The following is a 20,180-nucleotide window of genomic DNA, read 5'->3' on the forward strand; positions in this document are numbered from 1 at the left end:
AAGGGAGGTTGTTATAAGATGAATGTCTACGATCTTGCGCATCAACTTGCGCGAAGTTTAAATGAGAGTCCGGAATACTTAGAATACAAAAAGGCTAAGGAAACCATTAAGCAAGACCCTCAAGTTGAAAAAATGCTTAAAGATTTGAGAGCTAAACAAATTGAGGTTCAGGCTCTTAGTATATCCGGAAAGCCAATCGCCGAAGCTCAAAAAAGCCTTGAGAATCTCTATAATATTGCAATCAACAACTCACTGCTAAGGCAGTATTTAGAAGCAGAAGAACGGTTCGCAGTCTTGTTTACCGATATTCAGAATATTATTATGAAAGGTATAGAATTTGATATAGATACAGAGGATGAATAATTTTTCAAGAAATCAACCGCTATGCTATTCTGATAAAATTGTGTATCAATAGCTGGGCGGTTGATTTCTCATGCTTACAGCTTTAAAATCCATGTTGCTGTAGAAAAATAAACAAAGAGCCCTATGATATCAAGAAGCGTAGTTACAAACGGACCAGAAGCAACCGCCGGATCATGCCCAAACTTATGCCATAACAGCGGAATAAATGTACCTAATGCGGCAGCTAATGTGAGATTAAATGCCATGGCAATTCCTACTACAAGGCCCAATAATACTTCTCCCTGCCAAAAATATGTTATTACAGCCACTAATATGCCGTTAATTATGCCTAAAATTATCCCGACTGCCGACTCCCGAAGAACGTTTTTTATTATAGAAGCAGTGTCGATTTCCCCTGTAGCAAGTCCCCTGACAACAATTGCAGCAGATTGTGTGCCAACATTTCCACCCATGTCCATGATAACCGGTATAAAAAATGATAAGGCAACTATAGTCTGTAAAGTGGCAGAAAAGCCGTTGATTACTCTTCCGGAAAAAATCTCCCCGATAATAGCTACCAAAATCCATGGCAATCTTCGCTTTGCTCGACTCCAAGGGGATATCTGTTTTAAATCTATTTTCTCATCTACATCGGAACCAGAGAATTTTAATATGTCTTCGGTAGTTTCCTCTTCCACCACCATCATAGCATCATCTACAGTAACAATACCGAGCAAAACATCATTATCATCAACCACGGGTAATGCTAAAAGACCATATTTTTTGATAAGTCGTGCTACCTCTTCTTGGTGTGACATCACATTTACTTTCTTTACATCTGTCTTCATAAAATCTTCAATTGGAGTTTGCTCAGGTACCAAAATCAAATCCCTTAAGGAAATAACTCCTGCAAGCCTGCCTTCAGAATCCACCACATAAAGATAGTATATGGTTTCCGCATCGGGGGCAAGCTCTGCCAATTTATTGAGTACATCCTTTGCTTTTAAATCTTTGGAAAAAGCAATGTATTCAGTTGTCATACGACCGCCGGCCGTGTTTTTATCATAAGCCAGAAGGTCTTTTAAATCTAATTTTGCACTTTCCTCCATTAAAGACAGTATAGGCTTTTTTTCTTCTTCTTTTAAATCACCTAAAAAGTCTGCCACATCGTCTGATGACATTTCTGCAAGTAATTTAGAGGCATAATTTGCTTCAATGTTTGTTAAAATAAAGTACTTTTTATCTGAATCGACTTCTTCTAGGACTTGTATGGCATCTTCGAAATCTAGTATCTTAAACAAATTTAGGCTTTCTTTGGGTGAAAGCTCCTCGAAAAATTCAGCTATATCTACAGGATGATACTTATGAATTACCGATTTTAACTTAGTATAATCCTCTTTACCTAAAATATCTCGTATTTCTTCTACTCCGTTCATGCCAGCACCCCCTCTAATCCAAGCCTTGCAAAGCCGACCATATTGGGAGAAATTATTTCAATAAAGTAAATGGCAAATGTAAAATATACTATGAGTGTTGTTATATCCACCACTGTGGTTATAAAGGGCCCCGAAGCTACAGCAGGGTCTATATTGAACATATTAAAAATGAGCGGTATTAAGACACCTATGAGTGCTGCAAGCATTAATGAAATGCACATAGAAAGACCTACTGCCAGACTTAGTTGAGCATTTTTTTGCCATATATAGCTTATAACTGAAATTAGTGCACCACATATTATTCCCAATTGTAGCCCTGCTAAAGTTTCTCCAATAATAAATTGAAAAATATTTTTTCTGTTTAGTTCTTCGGTAGCTATGCCACGAACTGCTAATGCTAAGGACTGAGTTCCAATATTACCTCCGGTGGCCATGAGCACCGGGATAAAAAATGCTACAGCTACAACAGATTCCAACACATGAGAAAATCCGTCAATAACTTTTCCTGACAGCATATCCCCGAAAAGGCAGACAATAAGCCAGAAAATCCTTTTTTTTGATGCACCCCAGATTGTACTTGTTAAAATCACATCTTCTTCTGTAGTGATACCGGCCATTTTATGGATATCTTCAGTATTCTCCGCTTCCAAAACTTCCATAGCATCATCAACAGTAACAATACCCAGTAAACGATTTTCATTATCAACTACTGGAACGGCCAGCAGTGAATACCGCGATATGATTTTGGCAACATCTTCTTGGTCTTGGTCTACATTTACCGAGATGACTTTTTTATGCATTATTTCATGGATTTTTTTATCTCTCGGAGCGCTTATAAGTTCTCTAAGTGATAGAACACCTTGTAAATGTTTTTTATTATCAACTACATATAGGTAATAAATTGTTTCGGCTTTTTGGCCAAATTGACGAACATCTTCTATGGCTTGACTCACAGTTTCATCAGAAAAAATATAAACATAGTCGGTAGTCATAAGTCCGCCGGCCGTATCTTCCGCCATTTTGAGAAGCTCTTTCAGTTCCTCGTAATCTTCTTGGGGAAGTTTCATGAGAAGGCGTTCTGCCTGAGCTGTAGGCATCTCCTGAATAAGGTCTATAATTTCATCTACAGACATATTTTCCAGGATTTTTATAGTTTCCTCCTCACTCATTTCTTCAAGTATTTGAAGCCTATCCGACGGATCCATTTCTTCTAAAACTTCTGCGGCCTTAGAGCTACTCATCATATGCAAGAAAAGTTTTTTATTGCCGTTTTTTATTTCATTTAGTATTTCGGCAATATCTGCCGGATGTAGATTTGCCAGTATTTTATGTGCTTCGTCACTTTTGTTAAGTACAAGATGCTTTATAAGAATGATGTCTTTCTTTGGCAGCATTACAGTACCTCCTTTTTAAGATGGTCACCCGAACGCTGCATTAGCGGTAGGGTAAACCTCTCGTAATATTCTTTTATTTAGTAAATATCGACTACTAGGACCAGGGTCCACCTTACCGCCCCCTTTAATTATCAAAATTAATATAAAAACCCTTTCCGATGAAAGGGCATGAAAAAATATTTTCCCCTCGTCATCGGTTTTAGCACTGAGCGACTTTGGAACTTAAATTCCAGCCACATTAGATTCCACCTTAATCCGGTAAAACCTGTTAACCCATTGGTGTCTCTCGACATTTCCGGGCAGTGGCTTGTATTCGCGCAGGAGCCTCACCTAACGGGAAGTTAGATATATCTTTGCTTTAATACTATTTTAATCTCTTTTTGAAATATATGTCAAGGAAAACTTAAAAATAAAGAGGAGGCTGCCTTTACAAACCTCCCCTTCATGCATTTTACTGAAGCTGCTGACCGGCCTGTTGTTGTTGCTGCTGCTGCGATTGTTGGTTTAATTGTTGGAGTTGTTTTGTCGACTGATCTAATAATTGATTCATTTGATAAAATACTTGGTTGGTCTGGATGTTTTGTTGAGCCTGTGAAAGAGCATCAATCGCCTGCTGAATTGCTTGATTTATCTGGCTATCCGTCTGTTGCTGTTGAGTCTGTGCTTGATTTTTTAACTGATTCAGTAGTTGATTAAATTGCTCTGGTTGCGTCTGATTTGTCATTTGATTGTTTACACTCCCTTGAACTTGTTGATTTACTCCAGTTTGGTCAGCATATATGCCTTTATTTTCCAGCTTATTATTTATTTCTTCAGAAACCTCAGCGTCAATTTTCTTTTCCAACAAATAATCTTTAAAGTCTTTTTTTCCAGTCAAACAAACACCTCCCTTAAGGAATTTTAACCTCCCATATTAGCATACCCTGTGCATTGTATTTTAATAGATAAGTTTTCCCCATTACTGAATTAAACTATCAATAGATTTATTTATTTCATTAAATACCTTTTGTTGCTCTATGGTTTGTTGTGCAGAATTGAGAGTATCTATAACTTGCTGCAAATTTTGTTGAAGATGATATGTGGTATCATTCGAAGTAGAAAAAATATATTCCCCAGCCTGATTTGCTTTTGATATGGTCTGTAGTTGATTTTCAGTGTTTTTTAAATCAATGGTAATTTGTTGAGATGATGTATTAAAATCATTTAATATTTGATCTATTTGCTGGGAAAGTTTAGCAAAACCATCGTTGATTTTCTGTGCCTGATTTGTCAAGGCAATTCGCTTTTGGGCTATTTGTTCTTGTAAAAGTTTAGTATTAGCACCAGATACCCATTTGGCGAGAAGATTTTGGTTTCGCTCTATTTCTATCTCAATTTGTTGAATTGTAGTATCTAAGTCGTTTTTAAAATTTAATATATCCTGATGAATGTTTTTAAATTGATTAGTCAAATCGCTAAAATTCATTTTATTTTGTGCGATGAAGTTTTCAAATTTTAGAGTTTGATCTGAAAAATTGTTGCAAAGATTTTTAAAATCGTCCAAGTTATCACCTTCCTTTTTTGCTAATTCCTTTTAGATATTTTGTCCTTTTATATATTCTTTTCTACATCCATATTTTTCTTTTAAAAAAAGTTTTTTATACAAAAAAATAGCTCGAGTTTTTGAATACTCGAGCTTTAAGAATTTCTTAAATTTAATTTCAAGATTGTTTATCAAGGTAAGCATCATTTACACGATCTTGTAGGTAAACTTTAAAATATTTTTGCATGTCGACATCTTTATAGATTTTATAACCTTCGTCCACGCATGAAGAACATGCATCACGAGGTATGGTTACCGCAAAAATAGGCATGCCTCGGTCGCTATTAGACTTAATCATATTTACACCCGAACACTTAGAACATACTTTGAATGTTTGTGTTTGATTTTCAAGTATACCGTCAGTATCGTAATATATCTGCCGCTGTCTTGTAATATAGTCTTTATCTTTTATAAACTCATATGCGATTAAATCTTTTTGCCGCCAGCGGTTATAGATATTTTCACAAAGTTCTTTGATATATTCTGTAATTTTCTTTGATTGTTTTAATTTTACCGGGTCATAATCCGGTTCTCTAACATGGGAATAGTCTAGTCCTGCCATAGCCAATATTATTCCAAGATTCACATAGGGCAATGCCCCTTCTATGGAATATCCTCCTTCTAAAACTGCTATATCAGGATTCAGTTTATGATTTAATTCGGCATAACCCCAAGCAGTGAAGTTCATATTAGTAAGCGGATCTGTATAATGATTGTCCTGCCCTGCCGAATTTATAATTAAGTCCGGTTTGTATTCACTCAATATTGGAAGGACAAGATTATCAAGCACATATAAGAATCCTTCCTCGCCGGTTCCCGGAGGAAGCGGAATGTTTATATTGTAGCCCATGGCTCCAGGGCCGCCAAATTCATCTATAAAGCCTGTTCCCGGATAAAGAGTTCTCCCATCCTGGTGAAAAGAAATAAACAGGGTATCTCTATCATTCCAATATATATCTTGAGTTCCATCCCCATGATGACAGTCCGTATCAACTATTGCCGCCCGACAGTGCCCGTATTTTCTCCTGAGATTTTCCAGCATAACTGCTTCAATATTGATAATACAAAAACCTCTATCCCCATATACAACACGCTGAGCATGATGCCCCGGCGGCCTTACAAGGGCAAATGCCTTATCTGTTTCTTTGTCCATCACCGCATGTGCTGCCTTAATAGCACCACCTGCTGAAATTAAATGGGATTTAGTAACTCTTTGTTCTACATCTGGAACACAAAAATGGACTCTCTGGATATCTTGCTTTACTGCTATTTCAGGGTTGTAGAATTTGATATTTTCTATATCCATTATGCCTTCCTCAAATATCTGATCCTGAGTATATAGCAGCCTTTCTTCACGTTCAGGATGTGTTGGACTGATTGCCCAATCAAAAGCAGGAAATAAGACTACGCCCAACCGATTCTTAGCCACTAACATTTTTATCACCCCATAACCCGTATATTAGTCCGGGCTTAATTTGGGCTCTTATCCTTATGTTCTTGCCACTTGTGTAAAAGCCGCGCACTATATTAAAGCTGTTTTCTTCTACTATTTCAGCCTGAATTTCGCCCTTTTCAGCTCCGAGCAGCGAAGATTGCTGTTTTAATAAATCTATGGCTTTAAGTCTTGCCTCTTCCAAAGTATAATCTTTACTTATCTTTTCATATAAACCCATCTCGGGAACCGCAAGGGTTCTTTGTGCTGTATCTATAAACATGGTAATTTCCGCTGTAGTTCTAGCCAAAGCAGCCCCCACCGCATTTGCCGCTTCATAAACTTTGGGATAGCGGCAAGGTATGCCAAAACTTTTTTCAAGAATAGGAGCCATCGCCTTAGCTGGACCACCTATAACTTGTATTAATCCAGGCTTAATTTTTTTGCCGTAAAGTAATTCTTTTACAGTGTATACCGGGTGAGAATTTATTTCATGCAACAGTTCTTCTGCCTTATTTTTTATCATTTCAGCCATTGTATCTAAAATTGCAGATGCTGCGGCCTCAGGACATAGATTTAGTTGTTCGCCTATTTCCTTCATAGCACTTAAGGCCTTGCTTTTATTGCCGCAACTGATTAATCCCAGAACTATCATTGCATCTGTTGGCGTCGGACATGGTCCGTCAAAGGCCTGTGGTCGTCCCAGCCTTTTTGGACCTATAACAATCTTATTATTTTTCACGCAAACACTGCTATCTCCGCCAACGCCTATGGATACGCTGTAAAGAGATCTTACCAGTGTTGGAAATTCTCCGATTTTTATTCCCAACGGTTCAAGCAACGGAACACCATCGGCTAAAAATGAAATATCAGTAGTAGTTCCGCCGATATCTAGAAATATGGCATCTTTAGAAGTTTCAAGAAAGGCTTGTCCGCCCATTACACTTGCTGCCGGGCCTGACAAAATAGTATTAACCGGATATCTTTCACCGGCTTTAAGACTCATAGTTCCTCCATCAGCTTTCAAGACACTTACGGGTGCATTGATTTTTTCGCGCTGAAGAGCCTTGTATATGCTTTCACTAAACTTTAGAAATGTTGTATAAACTGCAGAATTATAATACGAAGTGAAAACCCTGCGAGGGAAGTTTAATTTGCCTGATACAGTATGACCCAAAGTTATGGGGAAAAATTCATCTTTCAATAGTTCGTTTATTCTTATCTCATGATCGGCATTGCGCACAGAAAACTTTCCAGCTACCGCTACAGCTGAGATATTTTTGCCCTTCAAAGTCTTTGCTGCCTTTTCTATTTCTGATTTATCAATAGGACTTACTTCCCGGCCCCGATGGTCTATATAACCCCCAATAAAAATATTTTCCCGGCCGCAACTGAGAAAATCTTTTTGCAGACCGGGTCCGCTTTCGATTATCATTCCAACCGGATCTGTCTTTTGTTCGATAATGGCATTAGTAGAAATAGTGGTACTCAATATCATTCGCTCAATTTTAGCAGGATCTTGTCCTGAAAGCAAGGGCTTTAAAGCTCCCCAAATAGATTCCAGTAAATTGCTGTGATCGGTGGGAATTTTAGATGTTTCAATAATCTTGCCTTGATGAATAAGAACCGCATCTACATTAGTTCCCCCCATATCCAGCCCAACAATCAATTTTTCTTCCTCCTTTAATCACCTATGATTTTAATTTCGGATTCAAGATTAACATTGAATTTTCTTTTGACTTCCTTTTGCACGTGACTGATAAGGCTTATCACATCCTTAAAAGTTGCATTTTCTACATTTACGATAAAACCTGCATGTTTATCAGATACCATGGCTCCGCCTATTCTATACCCTTTAAGGCCCGCCTTTTCTATCAGAGCTCCTGCGAAATGGCCTGGAGGTCTTTTAAAAGCGCTGCCGGCACTCGGCAAATTAAGCGGTTGTTTAGCTTTTCGACAAGCTGCAAATTCTTCCATTTGTTTTTTTATGTCTTCGTAATTTCCGGGTACAAGTTCCATTTCAACTTCCAATAAAATTCTATCACCATCTTGAAGGATGCATCTGCGATAAGAATAATCAAGTTCTTCTTTTTGCATCTCATACAATCTACCATTCATATCTATTACCGTGACCTTTTTTACAACATCAGCCATTTCTCCGCCATAAGCTCCTGCATTCATAACCACGGCACCTCCAACAGTACCCGGAATGCCATTGGCAAACTCTAACCCGCTAAGACTGCTTTCAAGTGCTATTCTTGACAATGCCGACAGGGGAACTCCGGCTTTGCACCTTATAATATTTTTATTTACATTGGCATCATTAAAATTTTGTGCCAATTTCATTACTACGCCCCTAATACCCTCATCCTTTACTAGTAAATTTGTTCCATTGCCCATGACGAAAAAGGGAATATCGTTTTGCCTGCATACTTCGATAATGCTTTTTACCTCTTTTATATTTGTAGGTAAAACCATTATATCCGCAGGCCCCCCAATACGAAACGAGGTATGGTTTTTCATTGGTTCATTTATTTTAACTTGACTTTCAGGCAAGAATTCTCTCATAATTTCATATATTTTTGTAACGTCCATGATACCTTCCCTTCTTCTTCAATAAAAATACAATTTTATCTTCTAACATAGTTTATTTCTATATAAAGGCTATAATTCCTGCAATATGTCAAAAAAGGAACCTTCATAATTATTATAATTTATTCTTCATCGACTGTTGACATGATATTTGCCAGCAGCTCTGCAAAAGTGGCATCATCAGAAATATTATAAAAGCTTATCATCCCGCTTGCTTCTCTTATAATAAAAGCCTCAGGCGATATGCTCATACCCAAAAATAGGCTAAATATATAGTAGGCTCTTACAGTAATATGAATAAGAGGTATAAATGTTAAATCCCCTATAGGCCTTGGCTTACCTAATATCATTTTATCATAGATGGCATAATTATCAAAACTCATGTATGAACATTCCTTATTTGTACTTTTCAGTTTTACCGTGCTGCTACTTAATGTTATTTTTTACCTTTTTATTTTTTCTTATTCAGATATATAGAATCGCAACATAAAAAATAGGATAAAGGAAGCTTTTAAGAATCCTCTATCCCATTTTATAAACATATTGATTAACAGATATTCTACGCCATATCTCTTTGCTTAGCAGTCTACTGTTTGGATGTGTTCTTTGTAATATTTCTGTATTGTTTTTGTTAATTTACCGGGAATCCCATCACCAATGATTTTACCATCAACTTTAACTACCGGCATTATCTCAGTAGTAGTTCCTGTCAAAAAAACCTCATCAGCATCAAAAAGGTCGTCCATACAAAAAACCTCTTCAGAATATTTTATGTCATTTTTATCTGCAATTTCTAAAACCACACCGCGAGTTATACCATTAAGTATTTTATTGTTTACAGGATGTGTAATCAGCTTATTATCTTTAACTATAAACACATTACTGCTGGAACCTTCTATTACGCTTCCTCCTCGATGGAAAATCGCCTCAAACGAACCGGCTCTCTTTGCTTTCTCTTTTGCAATACAGTTTGCCAGAAGCTGAACTGTTTTGATATTACAGCGGCTCCAACGCTCATCTGGCACTGTTATACAGGTAATGCCGTTTTCGTAAAATTCCTGTGGATTTCCTTTTGACTCTCTCACTATAACTACCCAAGTACAGGAGCTTTCCTCAGGAAAAGCGTGCTGCCTGACAGCCGCACCTCGTGTAACTTGAATGTATGCCGAGGCATCCTTGAATCCGCTCTCTTTTACAGCCTGCCGACACACTTTCTCCAAATTGTTAAGTCCAAAATCGAGATCCAGATATATTTCTTTTGCTCCATTTTGTAAGCGAGCCAAATGACGGTCAAGATAGAAGAATCTGCCATTATATATATGTACTACTTCATATAAACCGTCTCCAAATTGAAAACCTCTGTCTTCAACCGATACTTTGGCATTTTCATAATCTACTCTTTGCCCGTTTAAATACACCACTGTTGACATGCGTAGTGCCCCCTTTTGATGTTTTAAATTTTAGTTGATGTTTTGTAACTAGGTACTACTTCCCTACCCTTGGATTTTAAGAAGTCTATGACCTTTTTCATGGAAGTGTTTAAAATGTTTTCCTCAGGAATCCCGGCTTCTTTTATTGCTTTTTCGGCTTCATCAAAATTACCGATATCAAAGCAAATATGTGCGTCACTTCCCAAAGCAACTTTGGCTCCAATTTCTGCGGCCTTTTTCGCAATTAATATGCAATTATCTTTGCTGCCCTTGCGGCTAACAGTAAAAGAACTATTGTTTATCTCTATATGCACATTATATTCATGAGCAGCCTCAACAAATTTATCAATATCCAAGGGAAATTCCGGATTCCCGGGATGCACAATGATATCCACATAGGGGTTTTTCATCGCTTCAATGACGGCTCTTGTATTATCTTCAATCGTTCCTTTCACAGAACATCCGGTATGTAGACCTGCCAGCACTATATCTAACTTTTTTAAATAGCGTTCAGGAAGGTCTAGGGTTCCTTCATTATCAAGTATATTTGCCTCAATTCCTCTTAGTATATATACGCCTTCAATCTGCTGCGGTATAACTGTCATGTTCCCAAAATAATAGCGATTTACACCTTCTCCCATAGCCGGCCCATGGTCTGTTATGGCGATCATTTTAAGACCTTTCTTTGCTGCAGCTTGAGCATTTTCAATAACTGTGCTGTAGGCATGCCCACTTGCTATAGTGTGACAATGGGTATCTACTTCGTATTTCAATATTACCACCTCATAAAATGAAATTTCAATCCTTCATCCGTTCTTTTAATTCATCGATAAAATCTATTTCTTTAGGGTCTTTGTTATTTAGTATCGCCAAATATGCGCTCACATAATCTCCGAACATTATATGATAAAGCATTTGTTCCAGTACTGATTCTCCTTCAGGCCATATCTCCGTAATACCACTGACTTCTTCTTTTAAAATGTCCGTCGTTATATCAATGCGTTTTTTTATGCGCTCACTTTCATTCGGTGACCTTAGTATAATAATTTCAAAGGTCTTTAAAAGCTTACTGTCACCCTCAAAGCCCATTATCTCATTGTGGTTTAGCTCTGGAAAAGCATTATAGAAAGCCGGATGTTTAGCATTTTCATTCATCTGCCCTTTCCATCTCACCGCAATAATATCAGTCAGATTTGAAGTGCCATAAATCAAAGGAAGTTTTCCATGCAATTTTCTAGCTAAGGCTTTTGCAGGGTTATCCTTTTCTGGTACCTGTGGGCAGTATTTTTCACGGACCTGTTTTAAAAGATTAACGGCTGTTTCTATATCTGATTTCTTGCCAAATCCTATTCCCAGATCTTTAAACAATACTAAAATCGGAAACAGCGAAAATCCCAAAGCCGCGCGTGGAGGCAATCCCCCCGGAATCGTAATAACAGGAACTTCATCTTTTGTGGCTTTTTCCTTTAGCTCGCCTCCCGTAGTAATAACTATAATTTTAGCTCTCTTAGTTTTTGCATAATCATATGCAGTCAAGGTTTCTTCCGTATTGCCGGAATAACTGGAAGCAATAACAAGTGTCTTCTCGTCAACAAAAGCAGGTAACTTGTAATCCCTATTAACAATAACAGGAATCTGTGCTCTGTCAGCTGTCAGCATGCGAACTAAGTCGCCGCCAATAGCAGAACCTCCCATTCCTGTTATTACCACATTCATAATATTGTTAAATCGTAACCCAGATATAGAATTCTTTGTAATATCGATAGCTTTTATGCAGTGGTCCGGAAATTTGTATATAAGGTCAAACATGGCACCTTTGTCCAATTCCTTTATTTGTTCCAGATTATCTAACATTTTTAAATACCTCCTGTTTTTTTATTAATATTTACTGCTAAGTTTCTTTATTTTTATTGATTTCTTCTAGAAGTCTTTTGCTAAACTCTAATGCGGCATTATAGCCAAGAGCTTTTAAGCGGAAATCCATCGCCGCAACTTCTAAAATAGCAGCCAGGTTTCTTCCCGGCCTAATTGGAATCGTTTTTTTCGTTATATTTGAATCAAGAATTTTTATTTTTTCTTCTTCTAATCCTAATCTATCGCCTTCTTTATACTTTTCCCATTCCACCAGTTCCGCTACCAACTCAATTTTTATATCATTTCGTATACTGCCTGCTCCAAAAATGGTTTTCACATCGATAACTCCCAGCCCACGCACCTCTAAAAAATGCCGTATAAGCTTAGGGGCTGTTCCGACTAAAACATTTTTTGCAACTTGTTTTATTTCCACAGCATCATCAGCAACCAAACGATGACCGCGCTTAATGAGTTCTATTGCAGTTTCACTTTTACCTATACCGCTCTCGCCTATTATTAATATACCTATACCGTATATGTCAACTAATACGCCATGCATTGTCGTACGCGGTGCAAGCATACTTTCCAGAAAATCCGTTAGCCTGCTCATAAATTGTGTGGTTGCGGCAGGAGACCCCAAAACAGGTTTTTGATATTTTCGCGCCACTAAAGTAAGCTCTTCCGGTGGTATAAGGTCGCGGGTTATTATTACACATGGTATATCATAGGAAAAAAATTTTTCAAGGCGAGCCTTGAGGATATTTTTAGGAAGACCTTCCAAATAAGATATTTCCGTTCTTCCTAAAATTTGTATTCTATCATATGCAAAATAATCAAAGTATCCGGTAAGTTCAAGCCCCGGACGGTTTAAATCCGCCACCGTAATACAGGGCATATCGCAATCGGTATCTGCGATTATTTTTAATTTAAACTTATCAATCAGGTCCCTAAGATTTATTTTTTGCATTTTACTCTCCACTGATTTTAAAATCCTTTTTATTTTTATTTTTTCATATTTTCCTTTGAATTACCCTCACTGTAGTTTGACATATACGCACTGCGTTCTAAAAACTTATCCCATGGAGTCCAAGGCGACTCCGAATCAGTATGTTTATCGAGAAGACCGGAAAATTGGTTTAATCTGGCACTTAAAAGGTCAGAATGAAAGAGCGCAAAAGCCTCTATTGTCTTTGGCACCTCAGGACTGCCCCACTGCTTTTCACCATGGTGTGAAATTATCATGTGGCTGATGGACAATTGTAGTTCCTTCGGAAAGTCCTGAATTTCTCGGATTTTTTCATCCACCATTTCTTTTCCAATTACTAAATGGCCTATGAGTTTTCCTATATCTGTCATTTCAAAAGAAATACTTGAAAAATTATATTCTTTAATCTTCCCAATATCATGCAATAAAGCACCTGTAATCAGTAAATCGCGGTTTATGATATCCTTATATTCAGAAGCTATTAATTCACAAATTTGTGCCACTTCAAGGCTGTGTTCTAAAAGGCCGCCTATATATGCATGGTGGATTCTCTGCGCCGCCGGGCTGTTTATAAAAGCCCAATATGTATTTTTGTCGTTAAAAATTGATAATAGTAACTTTTTAAGATATGTATCCTCCACTGATTGAATTAATTCATTAAATCTTTTTACCATCTCTTTACGGTCTTTTGAAGTGGATTGTTGAAAAAGAGTTAAATCTACATTATCCTCATACTTTTTTATATTAACAATATTTATCTGCAGGCCATTATACTCTGATACATAGCCTTCAACCATTACAATATCGCCTTCATCAAAAAGACCTGCCACATCGCAAGCTCCATCCCATACCCTACCTTCAATATTTCCAGTCGCATCTGCCAGAACCAGTTTCAGAAACTGACCCGGAGCTTTAGCACTTGAAGGCGAGTAATTTGCAAAATTCTTTTTTACTACGCCAAATAAAGTCTTTACTTTATCTCCGACTTTTAAATCTTTAATAAATTGTTTTTCCATTACAACCTCCAAAGACCTGTTAAATAATTCTATGATACAATAAGATTATAGCACAATTTTATCCATTTAAAAAGAAACAAACGACAGTTTACCTTGTGGAGAGGATTTTGATATGGTATTATTTACATGCTCTTTGCTTAACTTATTTTCAAAAAAATAAATAAAAAATATGGACATATTTTTAGAGGTGATTTCTAATTGCAACATTCTAATGTTGGAAGTAAAAAACCATACCACAAATACTTTATTATTTTACTTTTGGGTTTGCTTTTACTTTCTGCCTGCTCAATTGAAATTGATACATTACAGCCGGCCGATGATAGCCTTCTTGAAGTTCATTTTATTGATACTGGTCAATCTGACAGCATCTTTATTAAATCACCTAATGGAAAAAGCATGCTAATAGATGCAGGAAATAATGACGATGGGCAGACGATTATCGATTATATTGAGAGGCTAAATGTACATAGACTTGATTTTGTAGTAGGAACACATCCGCATGAAGATCATATTGGTGCAATGGATGACATAATTGAACATTTTGATATCGGAAAAATCCTCATGCCAAAAGTCACTGCAAACACAAAAACCTTCAAAGATGTTCTATTGGCAGTAAAAGATAAAGGCTTAAAAGTCACTTCGGCACGAGGAGGTATGGAGTTTTCTCTTGATGAAGGTGTGAATATAGATATACTTGCACCCAATAGCAGTAGCTATGAAAGCCTTAACAACTATAGTATTGTAATAAAGCTTACTTACGGAAATACTTCATTTCTCTTTACCGGTGATGCCGAAAAAATTTCTGAAGAAGAAATGCTAAAAAACGAGAATTATAATCTAAATGCAGATGTGCTTAAGGTCGCTCACCACGGCAGCAGTTCCAGTACAACAAAAGAATTTTTATCGGCTGTATCTCCTAGATATGCCGTTATTTGCGTAGGGAGTGATAACCCTTACGGTCATCCACATAAAGAAACATTAGAACTTTTATCTGACTACGGTGTGCAAGTATATACTACTGCCGATAATGGTAATATATTGATAACCAGTGATGGCCAAAATATTGAAATAAAAAGGGTGAAATAAAATGTATGCCGTAGTGGATAGGTTTGAAGACAAATATGCTGTGTTAGAAACCGATGACGGTCAAATGTTAAATGTTAAAAGACAGCTTTTGCCGGAAGATACCAAGGAAGGCGATGTAATAAACCTAGATGATATGATTGTTGACAAAAATGAAACCGAAATTAGAAAAAATATTATTCGAAAACTTGCAGATGAGCTGTTTGAGGATGAAATTTAATTGATGCAGTAAACCTAATTTATCAGAAAAAAATTTAGTTTTAGATACATAAAGATGGCATTCAAATACGTTTTTTGCACCCATTTGAATGCCATCTTTGTCTTTAATAATCAAATTTCTATATTATATAATCAATCTAAGGTATTTAAGATATCATGAGCTTTTTCACATCGGCCAACCTGCCAATTTGAACAGTTTTTACAGGATCTATATTGCATAATGTATTCAGCAGGATATTTAAATGTGCTACCCTTTTTATAGTCTTTACATGTTTTTGCTACAATAATAGTTTGTTCAGGACTCATATTTATCTCCTCCGCCTCTTTTTTGATACTATTATTATAGCATATTTAAGTATATAATATGACACTTTTCCAGATTTTATATTTCACTTTATAATATTTTGCAAGCAATTTCGGGAATAATAAAAAAGATATTGCTGCATAAAACCTGCTTTATCCCCAAATTTTTCCTCTGCAAATTTTTGGAGTTTTTTAATAGGCATTTGGTTGCCACTGAAATAAATATGTTCAAGAACCCTTTTTATCCATACATCTATAGGGAAAGCATCAAACTTTCTCATGGAATAAAGCATTATACAATCTGCCACTTTTCTGCCAACGCCGGGCAAGGTCAATAGCACTTCTCTGGCTTCATCTATCGGCAGTTCTCTTAAATCATATAAATCAACTTTACCATCAGCTATAATCCTTGCTGTTTCTATAATATATTTGGCCCTGTATCCACATTTTGTCTTTTTTAGCTCATCTTCAGATAGACTTGCCAGTTTATTCGGAGAAGGAAAAGAATAGTAAGTTTTTCCTCCATATTCCAATGGCTCTCCATAGATTTTACACATATTTTCAATGGTATTTTTAATATTTCTAATATGATTGTTTGCCGATATAATAAAAGATATGGTGGTTTCCCACGGATCTTGAAAGAGAATTCTATATCCACTGCAGTAATTCACCGCAGCAGCTACCTCTTTAAAACACATCAATTCCTTTTCTATCTGTTCATAATCTCTAGACAGATCAAAGTATTCCTTAGCAAATGCTTCTTCTTTGCCTTCTAAGTTAGAATCAATTATTAGCTCATCATTGGCCTGGGCAACCTCAAAAACATAATCTTCAACAACACCGATATATTTCCCATCTTCGCTGCGATTCCACCGAAATGCCTGACCTCCGTCGGCTATTATTTCAAGATTAAATGGAAAAATATTGTTAAAATACATTTTCATAATATCCTCTCTCCATAAGTCAAAACACTTTACTGCAATAATCACTCATACTATAAATATGCGGCATTTGTTCTAAAATTTACTGCAAACAAATGCCGCAACTTAATATATTATATTAGTATTTTCCCATTGTATTACCTGTTCTGTATGATATTGCTCCTAATTAAATTTGTTTTACACCAATATTAACCTTGTGACCGTTGATATCACACTCTCTTGCAAAGCTGTCTTCTGGCGGAAAAACTCTTTCAATCGCAATAGACAGCGTATCTGTTTTTATTTCTTCTCCGTGTTTTTCTAGCACTTCATCTATAATGTCGTCACCTAAATAATACAGACATATCTTATCCTCAACTTTAAAGCCTGCTTCTTTTCGCATGTTTTGAATTTTACTTACCAGTTCTCTGGCAAAACCCTCAAGCATAAGTTCAGGAGTAATTGTAGTATCAAGAACCACATAATAGCCGCCTTCACCTTCGGCGCAGAAACCCTCTTTATCTTGAGCTCGAATATCTAACTCATTTTCTAAAATAGTTATGTTTTCCCCATTTACACTGATAACAACTTGGCCGTTTTCTCTTGCTCTTTTTATAAGCTCCATAGGTTCAGCGGCAGCAATCTCTTTTGCTATGCCGGACATGAGTTTTCCGTATTTTGGTCCCAATAAATCGAACCGTGGTTTTACCATGTATGTGAAATATTCTTCAGCTACATCAATATATTCAATTTCTTTTATGTTCAGCTCTTCTTTAATAATATCCGACAAGTCTAAAACCAATTCTCTATCATTGAAGTTTCGAAGTTGTACCATCATCTTTTGAAGAGGCTGACGGTTTTTAATCTTACCTTTGTTCCTAGCAGCTCTGCCAAGTTCTACAATCTTCCTTGCAAGTTCCATCTTGTGTTCCAGTATTTCATCGATAAGTTCTTCTTTGACCTCTGGAAAGTCGCAAAGATGTATGCTTGCCGGCTCTTCGGGGTATGGTGTTAAAACTAAGTTCTGGTATAATTCTTCTGTGATAAAAGGAACAAAAGGTGCTGCCATTTTAATAAATGTTACAAGTGCTTCATACAGTGTCAAATATGCAGCTATTTTATCATTGTCCATTTCAGATTTCCAATAGCGTTCTCGACAGCGTCGCACATACCAGTTGCTAATATCATCTATAAGCGATTCCATAGTCCTTGCAGCATCTGTTATGTCTAAGTCATTCATATATTTGCGTATTTGTTTATTCACGCTATTTATCCTTGACAATAACCATCGATCCAATTCGCTTCTATCCTCAGGGTCTAAAGAATACTTCCTTGGATCAAATTCATCAATATTTGCGTAAAGTACAAAGAATGAATATACATTCCACAGTGTCCCCAAAAACCGTCTTTGAGCTTCACTTACGGCATCTTGATAAAATCGGCTGGGGCTCCAGGGGGGACTTGCCACATACAGATACCAGCGCATAGCATCGGCACCCTGTTCGTTAAGAACCTTCCATGGGTCTAAAATATTGCCCTTATGCTTGCTCATTTTAATTCCCTTTTCATCAAGGATATGCCCCATAACCAGAACATTTTTGTAAGGTGATTTGTCAAACAGTAGTGTAGAAATCACCAAAAGGCTGTAAAACCATCCTCGCGTCTGGTCAATGGCCTCTGAAATAAAGTCTGCCGGGAAGTGTTTATTAAAGTAATCCTCATTTTCAAAAGGATAATGGAATTGCGCAAAAGGCATGGCGCCGGAATCAAACCAACAATCTATTACTTCAGGCACCCGTTTCATGTTGCCGCCGCATTCCGGACATTTTAAAATCACCTCATCGACATACGGTTTATGCAGTTCTATATCCTCAATAGGTTGTTTGCTCATATCTTTGAGTTCTTTTATACTTCCTACCGCATGCTGGCAGCCACATTCGTCACAAATCCAGATATTTAAAGGTGTCCCCCAATACCTCTCACGGCTTAAGCACCAGTCAATTACATTTTCTAGAAAATTGCCGAATCGCCCATCTCGAATGTGTTCAGGATGCCAATTAATACCCTTGTTTATTTCAAGAAGTCTTTCTTTGATAGCTGTTGTCTTTATAAACCAGCTGCTGCGGCCATAGTATAGAAGCGGAGTATCACACCGCCAGCAAAATGGATAGCTGTGCTTGTACTTTTGTGATTTATAAAGGATGTTTCGGCTTTTTAAATCCTTGATAATACCCTTATCGGCATCTTTAACAAACATGCCTGCCCAAGGAGATACCTTTTCGGTAAACTTGCCCTGTGCATCAACCGGTTGAAATACCGGCAAACCATACTCATGACCCACTCGTGAGTCATCTTCACCAAAGGCCGGTGCCATATGCACTATGCCTGTGCCATCCTCCAATGTAACAAAATCTGCTGTAACTACATAGTAAGCTTTGTCCTTCTCTTCTTCAAAAAATGGAAATATCGGCTCATATTTCAAGGAAACTAATTTTTCTCCAGGGAATTTATCTATTATGGTATATTCCCCTTCTAAAATCTCCAGTCTGCCTTCGGCCAAAATTAGTCTTTCGCCGCATTGTTCAACCATTACATAAGTATAGGTATCCTTTACCGCTAAAGCTACATTAGACGGAAGAGTCCAAGGAGTTGTCGTCCAAACAAGAAAATAAGTATTTTCTTTCCCTGCTACCGGAAACTTTACAAAAACCGAAGGATCTTCAACCTCCTTATACCCTTGTGCAACTTCATGACTGGAAAGAGACGTGCCGCATCGCGGGCAATATGGAACTACTTTATTCCCCTTATACAATAAATCCTTTTCCCATATTTGCTTAAGCGCCCACCACACAGATTCAATATAAGTGTTGTGATAAGTGACATAAGGGTTGTCCATATCTATCCAAAAGCCTACCCTTTCAGTCATCTTGCGCCATTCCTCTTCATAGGTAAAGACACTGTTTTTACACTTTTTAATAAAGTTTTCAACACCATAGCTTTCAATCTGAGGTTTCCCGCTGATACCCAGTTGCTTTTCCACTTCTAATTCTACAGGAAGGCCATGGGTATCCCAGCCTGCCTTTCTGTCTACCCTATAGCCGGTCATAGTCTTGTAACGGGGAATTAAATCTTTTACCACCCGGGTAAGAACGTGACCGGCATGGGGCATGCCGTTAGCAGTCGGCGGCCCTTCATAAAACACATAATTGGGAGCATCTTTGCGATTTTCAATGCTCTTTTCAAATATCTGTTCCCTGTTCCAAAAATCAAGGATTTTTTCTTCTATAGGGACAAAATTCATTGTCGGTTCTACTTTCTTAAACATTACTATCCTCCTGTCTTAACTTTAGAGTAAAAAAAAATCCGTCCCGAAAGGGACGAGATTTCTCCCGCGTTACCACCCAAATAGGAAAAAGATCATTTATATTATTACATCTTTTTTCCCTCTTATTTTTGATAACGGCAAATAAGCCGGCAATTCTTACTCCTCTAGTTTCAGAATTGCACTCTGGGGTGATCTTCAGCCATCATCACCTACCGAGCTTGCACCCTCCCCGGTTCGCTAAAAGGTTTCCTGATGCTTACTGTCCCC

19 protein-coding genes, 1 riboswitch and 1 other annotated feature (1 of these 21 running past the window's edge) are annotated in these 20,180 nt (G+C 37.2%); of the genes, 3 read left to right on the plus strand and 16 right to left on the minus strand.

Annotated features, from left to right (window positions below):
• On the plus strand, positions 1-363 hold a 363-nt coding region (locus tag BUC45_RS08835), incomplete at its 5' end, for a YlbF family regulator (protein WP_296971701.1).
• A 74-nt stretch (positions 364-437) separates the two neighbouring features.
• On the opposite strand, the gene mgtE (BUC45_RS08840) is transcribed toward BUC45_RS08835, so the two are convergent.
• The 13 genes from mgtE (BUC45_RS08840) to BUC45_RS08900 form a co-directional block, all read right to left on the minus strand.
• On the minus strand, positions 438-1,778 hold the full coding sequence (gene mgtE / locus BUC45_RS08840; protein ID WP_296971703.1) for a magnesium transporter: 1,341 nt from the start codon (positions 1,776-1,778) through the stop codon (positions 438-440).
• Positions 1,775-3,172: a magnesium transporter gene (gene mgtE, locus BUC45_RS08845; RefSeq protein WP_296971704.1), complete on the minus strand. Its 1,398-nt coding sequence runs from the start codon at positions 3,170-3,172 to the stop codon at positions 1,775-1,777. The genes mgtE (BUC45_RS08840) and mgtE (BUC45_RS08845) overlap by 4 nt, the downstream gene beginning before the upstream one ends.
• A 176-nt stretch (positions 3,173-3,348) precedes the next feature.
• A riboswitch (M-box (ykoK) riboswitch) is annotated at positions 3,349-3,517 on the minus strand.
• Between the two features lie 106 nt (positions 3,518-3,623).
• A complete protein-coding gene (locus tag BUC45_RS08850; protein ID WP_296971706.1) occupies positions 3,624-4,049 on the minus strand; it encodes a hypothetical protein in 426 nt (141 codons plus the stop codon).
• 81 nt (positions 4,050-4,130) lie between these two features.
• The gene (locus BUC45_RS08855; protein ID WP_296971708.1) at positions 4,131-4,715 is read right to left on the minus strand and encodes a hypothetical protein; all 585 of its coding nucleotides are present in this window, start codon (positions 4,713-4,715) and stop codon (positions 4,131-4,133) included.
• Between the two features lie 157 nt (positions 4,716-4,872).
• Positions 4,873-6,189: a histone deacetylase gene (locus tag BUC45_RS08860; protein WP_296971710.1), complete on the minus strand. Its 1,317-nt coding sequence runs from the start codon at positions 6,187-6,189 to the stop codon at positions 4,873-4,875.
• Entirely contained in the window at positions 6,176-7,855 is a 1,680-nt protein-coding gene (locus BUC45_RS08865) for a hydantoinase/oxoprolinase family protein (RefSeq protein ID WP_296971713.1), read from the minus strand. Before BUC45_RS08865 ends, BUC45_RS08860 begins: the two co-directional genes overlap by 14 nt.
• A gap of 14 nt (positions 7,856-7,869) precedes the next feature.
• Positions 7,870-8,781 carry a UDP-N-acetylmuramate dehydrogenase gene (gene murB, locus BUC45_RS08870; protein WP_296971716.1) on the minus strand — a complete coding sequence of 304 codons (912 nt, stop codon included), beginning with the start codon at positions 8,779-8,781 and terminating at the stop codon, positions 7,870-7,872.
• Positions 8,782-8,900: 119 nt separating this feature from the next.
• Positions 8,901-9,161, minus strand: coding sequence for a hypothetical protein (locus BUC45_RS08875; protein WP_296971717.1), 261 nt, complete (start codon positions 9,159-9,161; stop codon positions 8,901-8,903).
• A 195-nt stretch (positions 9,162-9,356) separates the two neighbouring features.
• Positions 9,357-10,208, minus strand: a complete 852-nt coding sequence (dat, locus tag BUC45_RS08880; protein ID WP_296971718.1) for a D-amino-acid transaminase — start codon at positions 10,206-10,208, stop codon at positions 9,357-9,359.
• A 23-nt stretch (positions 10,209-10,231) separates the two neighbouring features.
• Positions 10,232-10,981 (minus strand): phosphatase, encoded by a 750-nt coding sequence (locus BUC45_RS08885; RefSeq protein ID WP_296971720.1) that lies wholly within the window; start codon positions 10,979-10,981, stop codon positions 10,232-10,234.
• A 25-nt stretch (positions 10,982-11,006) separates the two neighbouring features.
• On the minus strand, positions 11,007-12,062 hold the full coding sequence (locus BUC45_RS08890) for a bifunctional phosphoglucose/phosphomannose isomerase (protein ID WP_296971721.1): 1,056 nt from the start codon (positions 12,060-12,062) through the stop codon (positions 11,007-11,009).
• A gap of 37 nt (positions 12,063-12,099) precedes the next feature.
• On the minus strand, positions 12,100-13,029 hold the full coding sequence (gene hprK / locus BUC45_RS08895) for an HPr(Ser) kinase/phosphatase (RefSeq protein WP_296971722.1): 930 nt from the start codon (positions 13,027-13,029) through the stop codon (positions 12,100-12,102).
• A gap of 35 nt (positions 13,030-13,064) precedes the next feature.
• Positions 13,065-14,063: an HD domain-containing protein gene (locus tag BUC45_RS08900; protein WP_296971724.1), complete on the minus strand. Its 999-nt coding sequence runs from the start codon at positions 14,061-14,063 to the stop codon at positions 13,065-13,067.
• Between the two features lie 198 nt (positions 14,064-14,261).
• Between BUC45_RS08900 and BUC45_RS08905 the strand changes: the two genes are divergently transcribed.
• On the plus strand, positions 14,262-15,149 hold the full coding sequence (locus BUC45_RS08905) for a ComEC/Rec2 family competence protein (RefSeq protein ID WP_296971726.1): 888 nt from the start codon (positions 14,262-14,264) through the stop codon (positions 15,147-15,149).
• Position 15,150: 1 nt separating this feature from the next.
• A complete protein-coding gene (locus tag BUC45_RS08910) occupies positions 15,151-15,366 on the plus strand; it encodes a DUF3006 domain-containing protein (protein ID WP_296971728.1) in 216 nt (71 codons plus the stop codon).
• Positions 15,367-15,497: 131 nt separating this feature from the next.
• On the opposite strand, the gene BUC45_RS08915 is transcribed toward BUC45_RS08910, so the two are convergent.
• From BUC45_RS08915 to ileS, 3 genes are all read right to left on the minus strand, one after another.
• Positions 15,498-15,671, minus strand: coding sequence for a hypothetical protein (locus BUC45_RS08915; RefSeq protein WP_296971730.1), 174 nt, complete (start codon positions 15,669-15,671; stop codon positions 15,498-15,500).
• A gap of 83 nt (positions 15,672-15,754) precedes the next feature.
• Positions 15,755-16,612 carry a DNA glycosylase gene (locus BUC45_RS08920; RefSeq protein WP_296971731.1) on the minus strand — a complete coding sequence of 286 codons (858 nt, stop codon included), beginning with the start codon at positions 16,610-16,612 and terminating at the stop codon, positions 15,755-15,757.
• Positions 16,613-16,775: 163 nt separating this feature from the next.
• Entirely contained in the window at positions 16,776-19,913 is a 3,138-nt protein-coding gene (gene ileS / locus BUC45_RS08925; protein ID WP_296971733.1) for an isoleucine--tRNA ligase, read from the minus strand.
• Positions 19,914-19,958: 45 nt separating this feature from the next.
• Positions 19,959-20,180 (minus strand) — a binding site (T-box leader) (it continues 14 nt past the right edge of the window).

The organism is Tepidanaerobacter sp. EBM-38 (assembly GCA_001896545.1).
Taxonomy (GTDB): Bacteria; Bacillota; Thermosediminibacteria; order Thermosediminibacterales; family Tepidanaerobacteraceae; genus Tepidanaerobacter.

What these genes read in the sequence shown, in the direction of transcription:
- mgtE (WP_296971703.1), bottom strand. Translation starts at nt 1,778, where the DNA reads ATGAACGGAGTAGAAGAAATACGAGATATTTTAGGTAAAGAGGATTAT.
- mgtE (WP_296971704.1), bottom strand. Translation starts at nt 3,172, where the DNA reads ATGCTGCCAAAGAAAGACATCATTCTTATAAAGCATCTTGTACTTAAC.
- BUC45_RS08860 (WP_296971710.1), bottom strand. Translation starts at nt 6,189, where the DNA reads ATGTTAGTGGCTAAGAATCGGTTGGGCGTAGTCTTATTTCCTGCTTTT.
- murB (WP_296971716.1), bottom strand. Translation starts at nt 8,781, where the DNA reads ATGGACGTTACAAAAATATATGAAATTATGAGAGAATTCTTGCCTGAA.
- BUC45_RS08875 (WP_296971717.1), bottom strand. Translation starts at nt 9,161, where the DNA reads ATGAGTTTTGATAATTATGCCATCTATGATAAAATGATATTAGGTAAG.
- dat (WP_296971718.1), bottom strand. Translation starts at nt 10,208, where the DNA reads ATGTCAACAGTGGTGTATTTAAACGGGCAAAGAGTAGATTATGAAAAT.
- BUC45_RS08890 (WP_296971721.1), bottom strand. Translation starts at nt 12,062, where the DNA reads ATGTTAGATAATCTGGAACAAATAAAGGAATTGGACAAAGGTGCCATG.
- hprK (WP_296971722.1), bottom strand. Translation starts at nt 13,029, where the DNA reads ATGCAAAAAATAAATCTTAGGGACCTGATTGATAAGTTTAAATTAAAA.
- BUC45_RS08900 (WP_296971724.1), bottom strand. Translation starts at nt 14,063, where the DNA reads ATGGAAAAACAATTTATTAAAGATTTAAAAGTCGGAGATAAAGTAAAG.
- BUC45_RS08910 (WP_296971728.1), top strand. Translation starts at nt 15,151, where the DNA reads ATGTATGCCGTAGTGGATAGGTTTGAAGACAAATATGCTGTGTTAGAA.
- BUC45_RS08915 (WP_296971730.1), bottom strand. Translation starts at nt 15,671, where the DNA reads ATGAGTCCTGAACAAACTATTATTGTAGCAAAAACATGTAAAGACTAT.
- BUC45_RS08920 (WP_296971731.1), bottom strand. Translation starts at nt 16,612, where the DNA reads ATGAAAATGTATTTTAACAATATTTTTCCATTTAATCTTGAAATAATA.
- ileS (WP_296971733.1), bottom strand. Translation starts at nt 19,913, where the DNA reads ATGTTTAAGAAAGTAGAACCGACAATGAATTTTGTCCCTATAGAAGAA.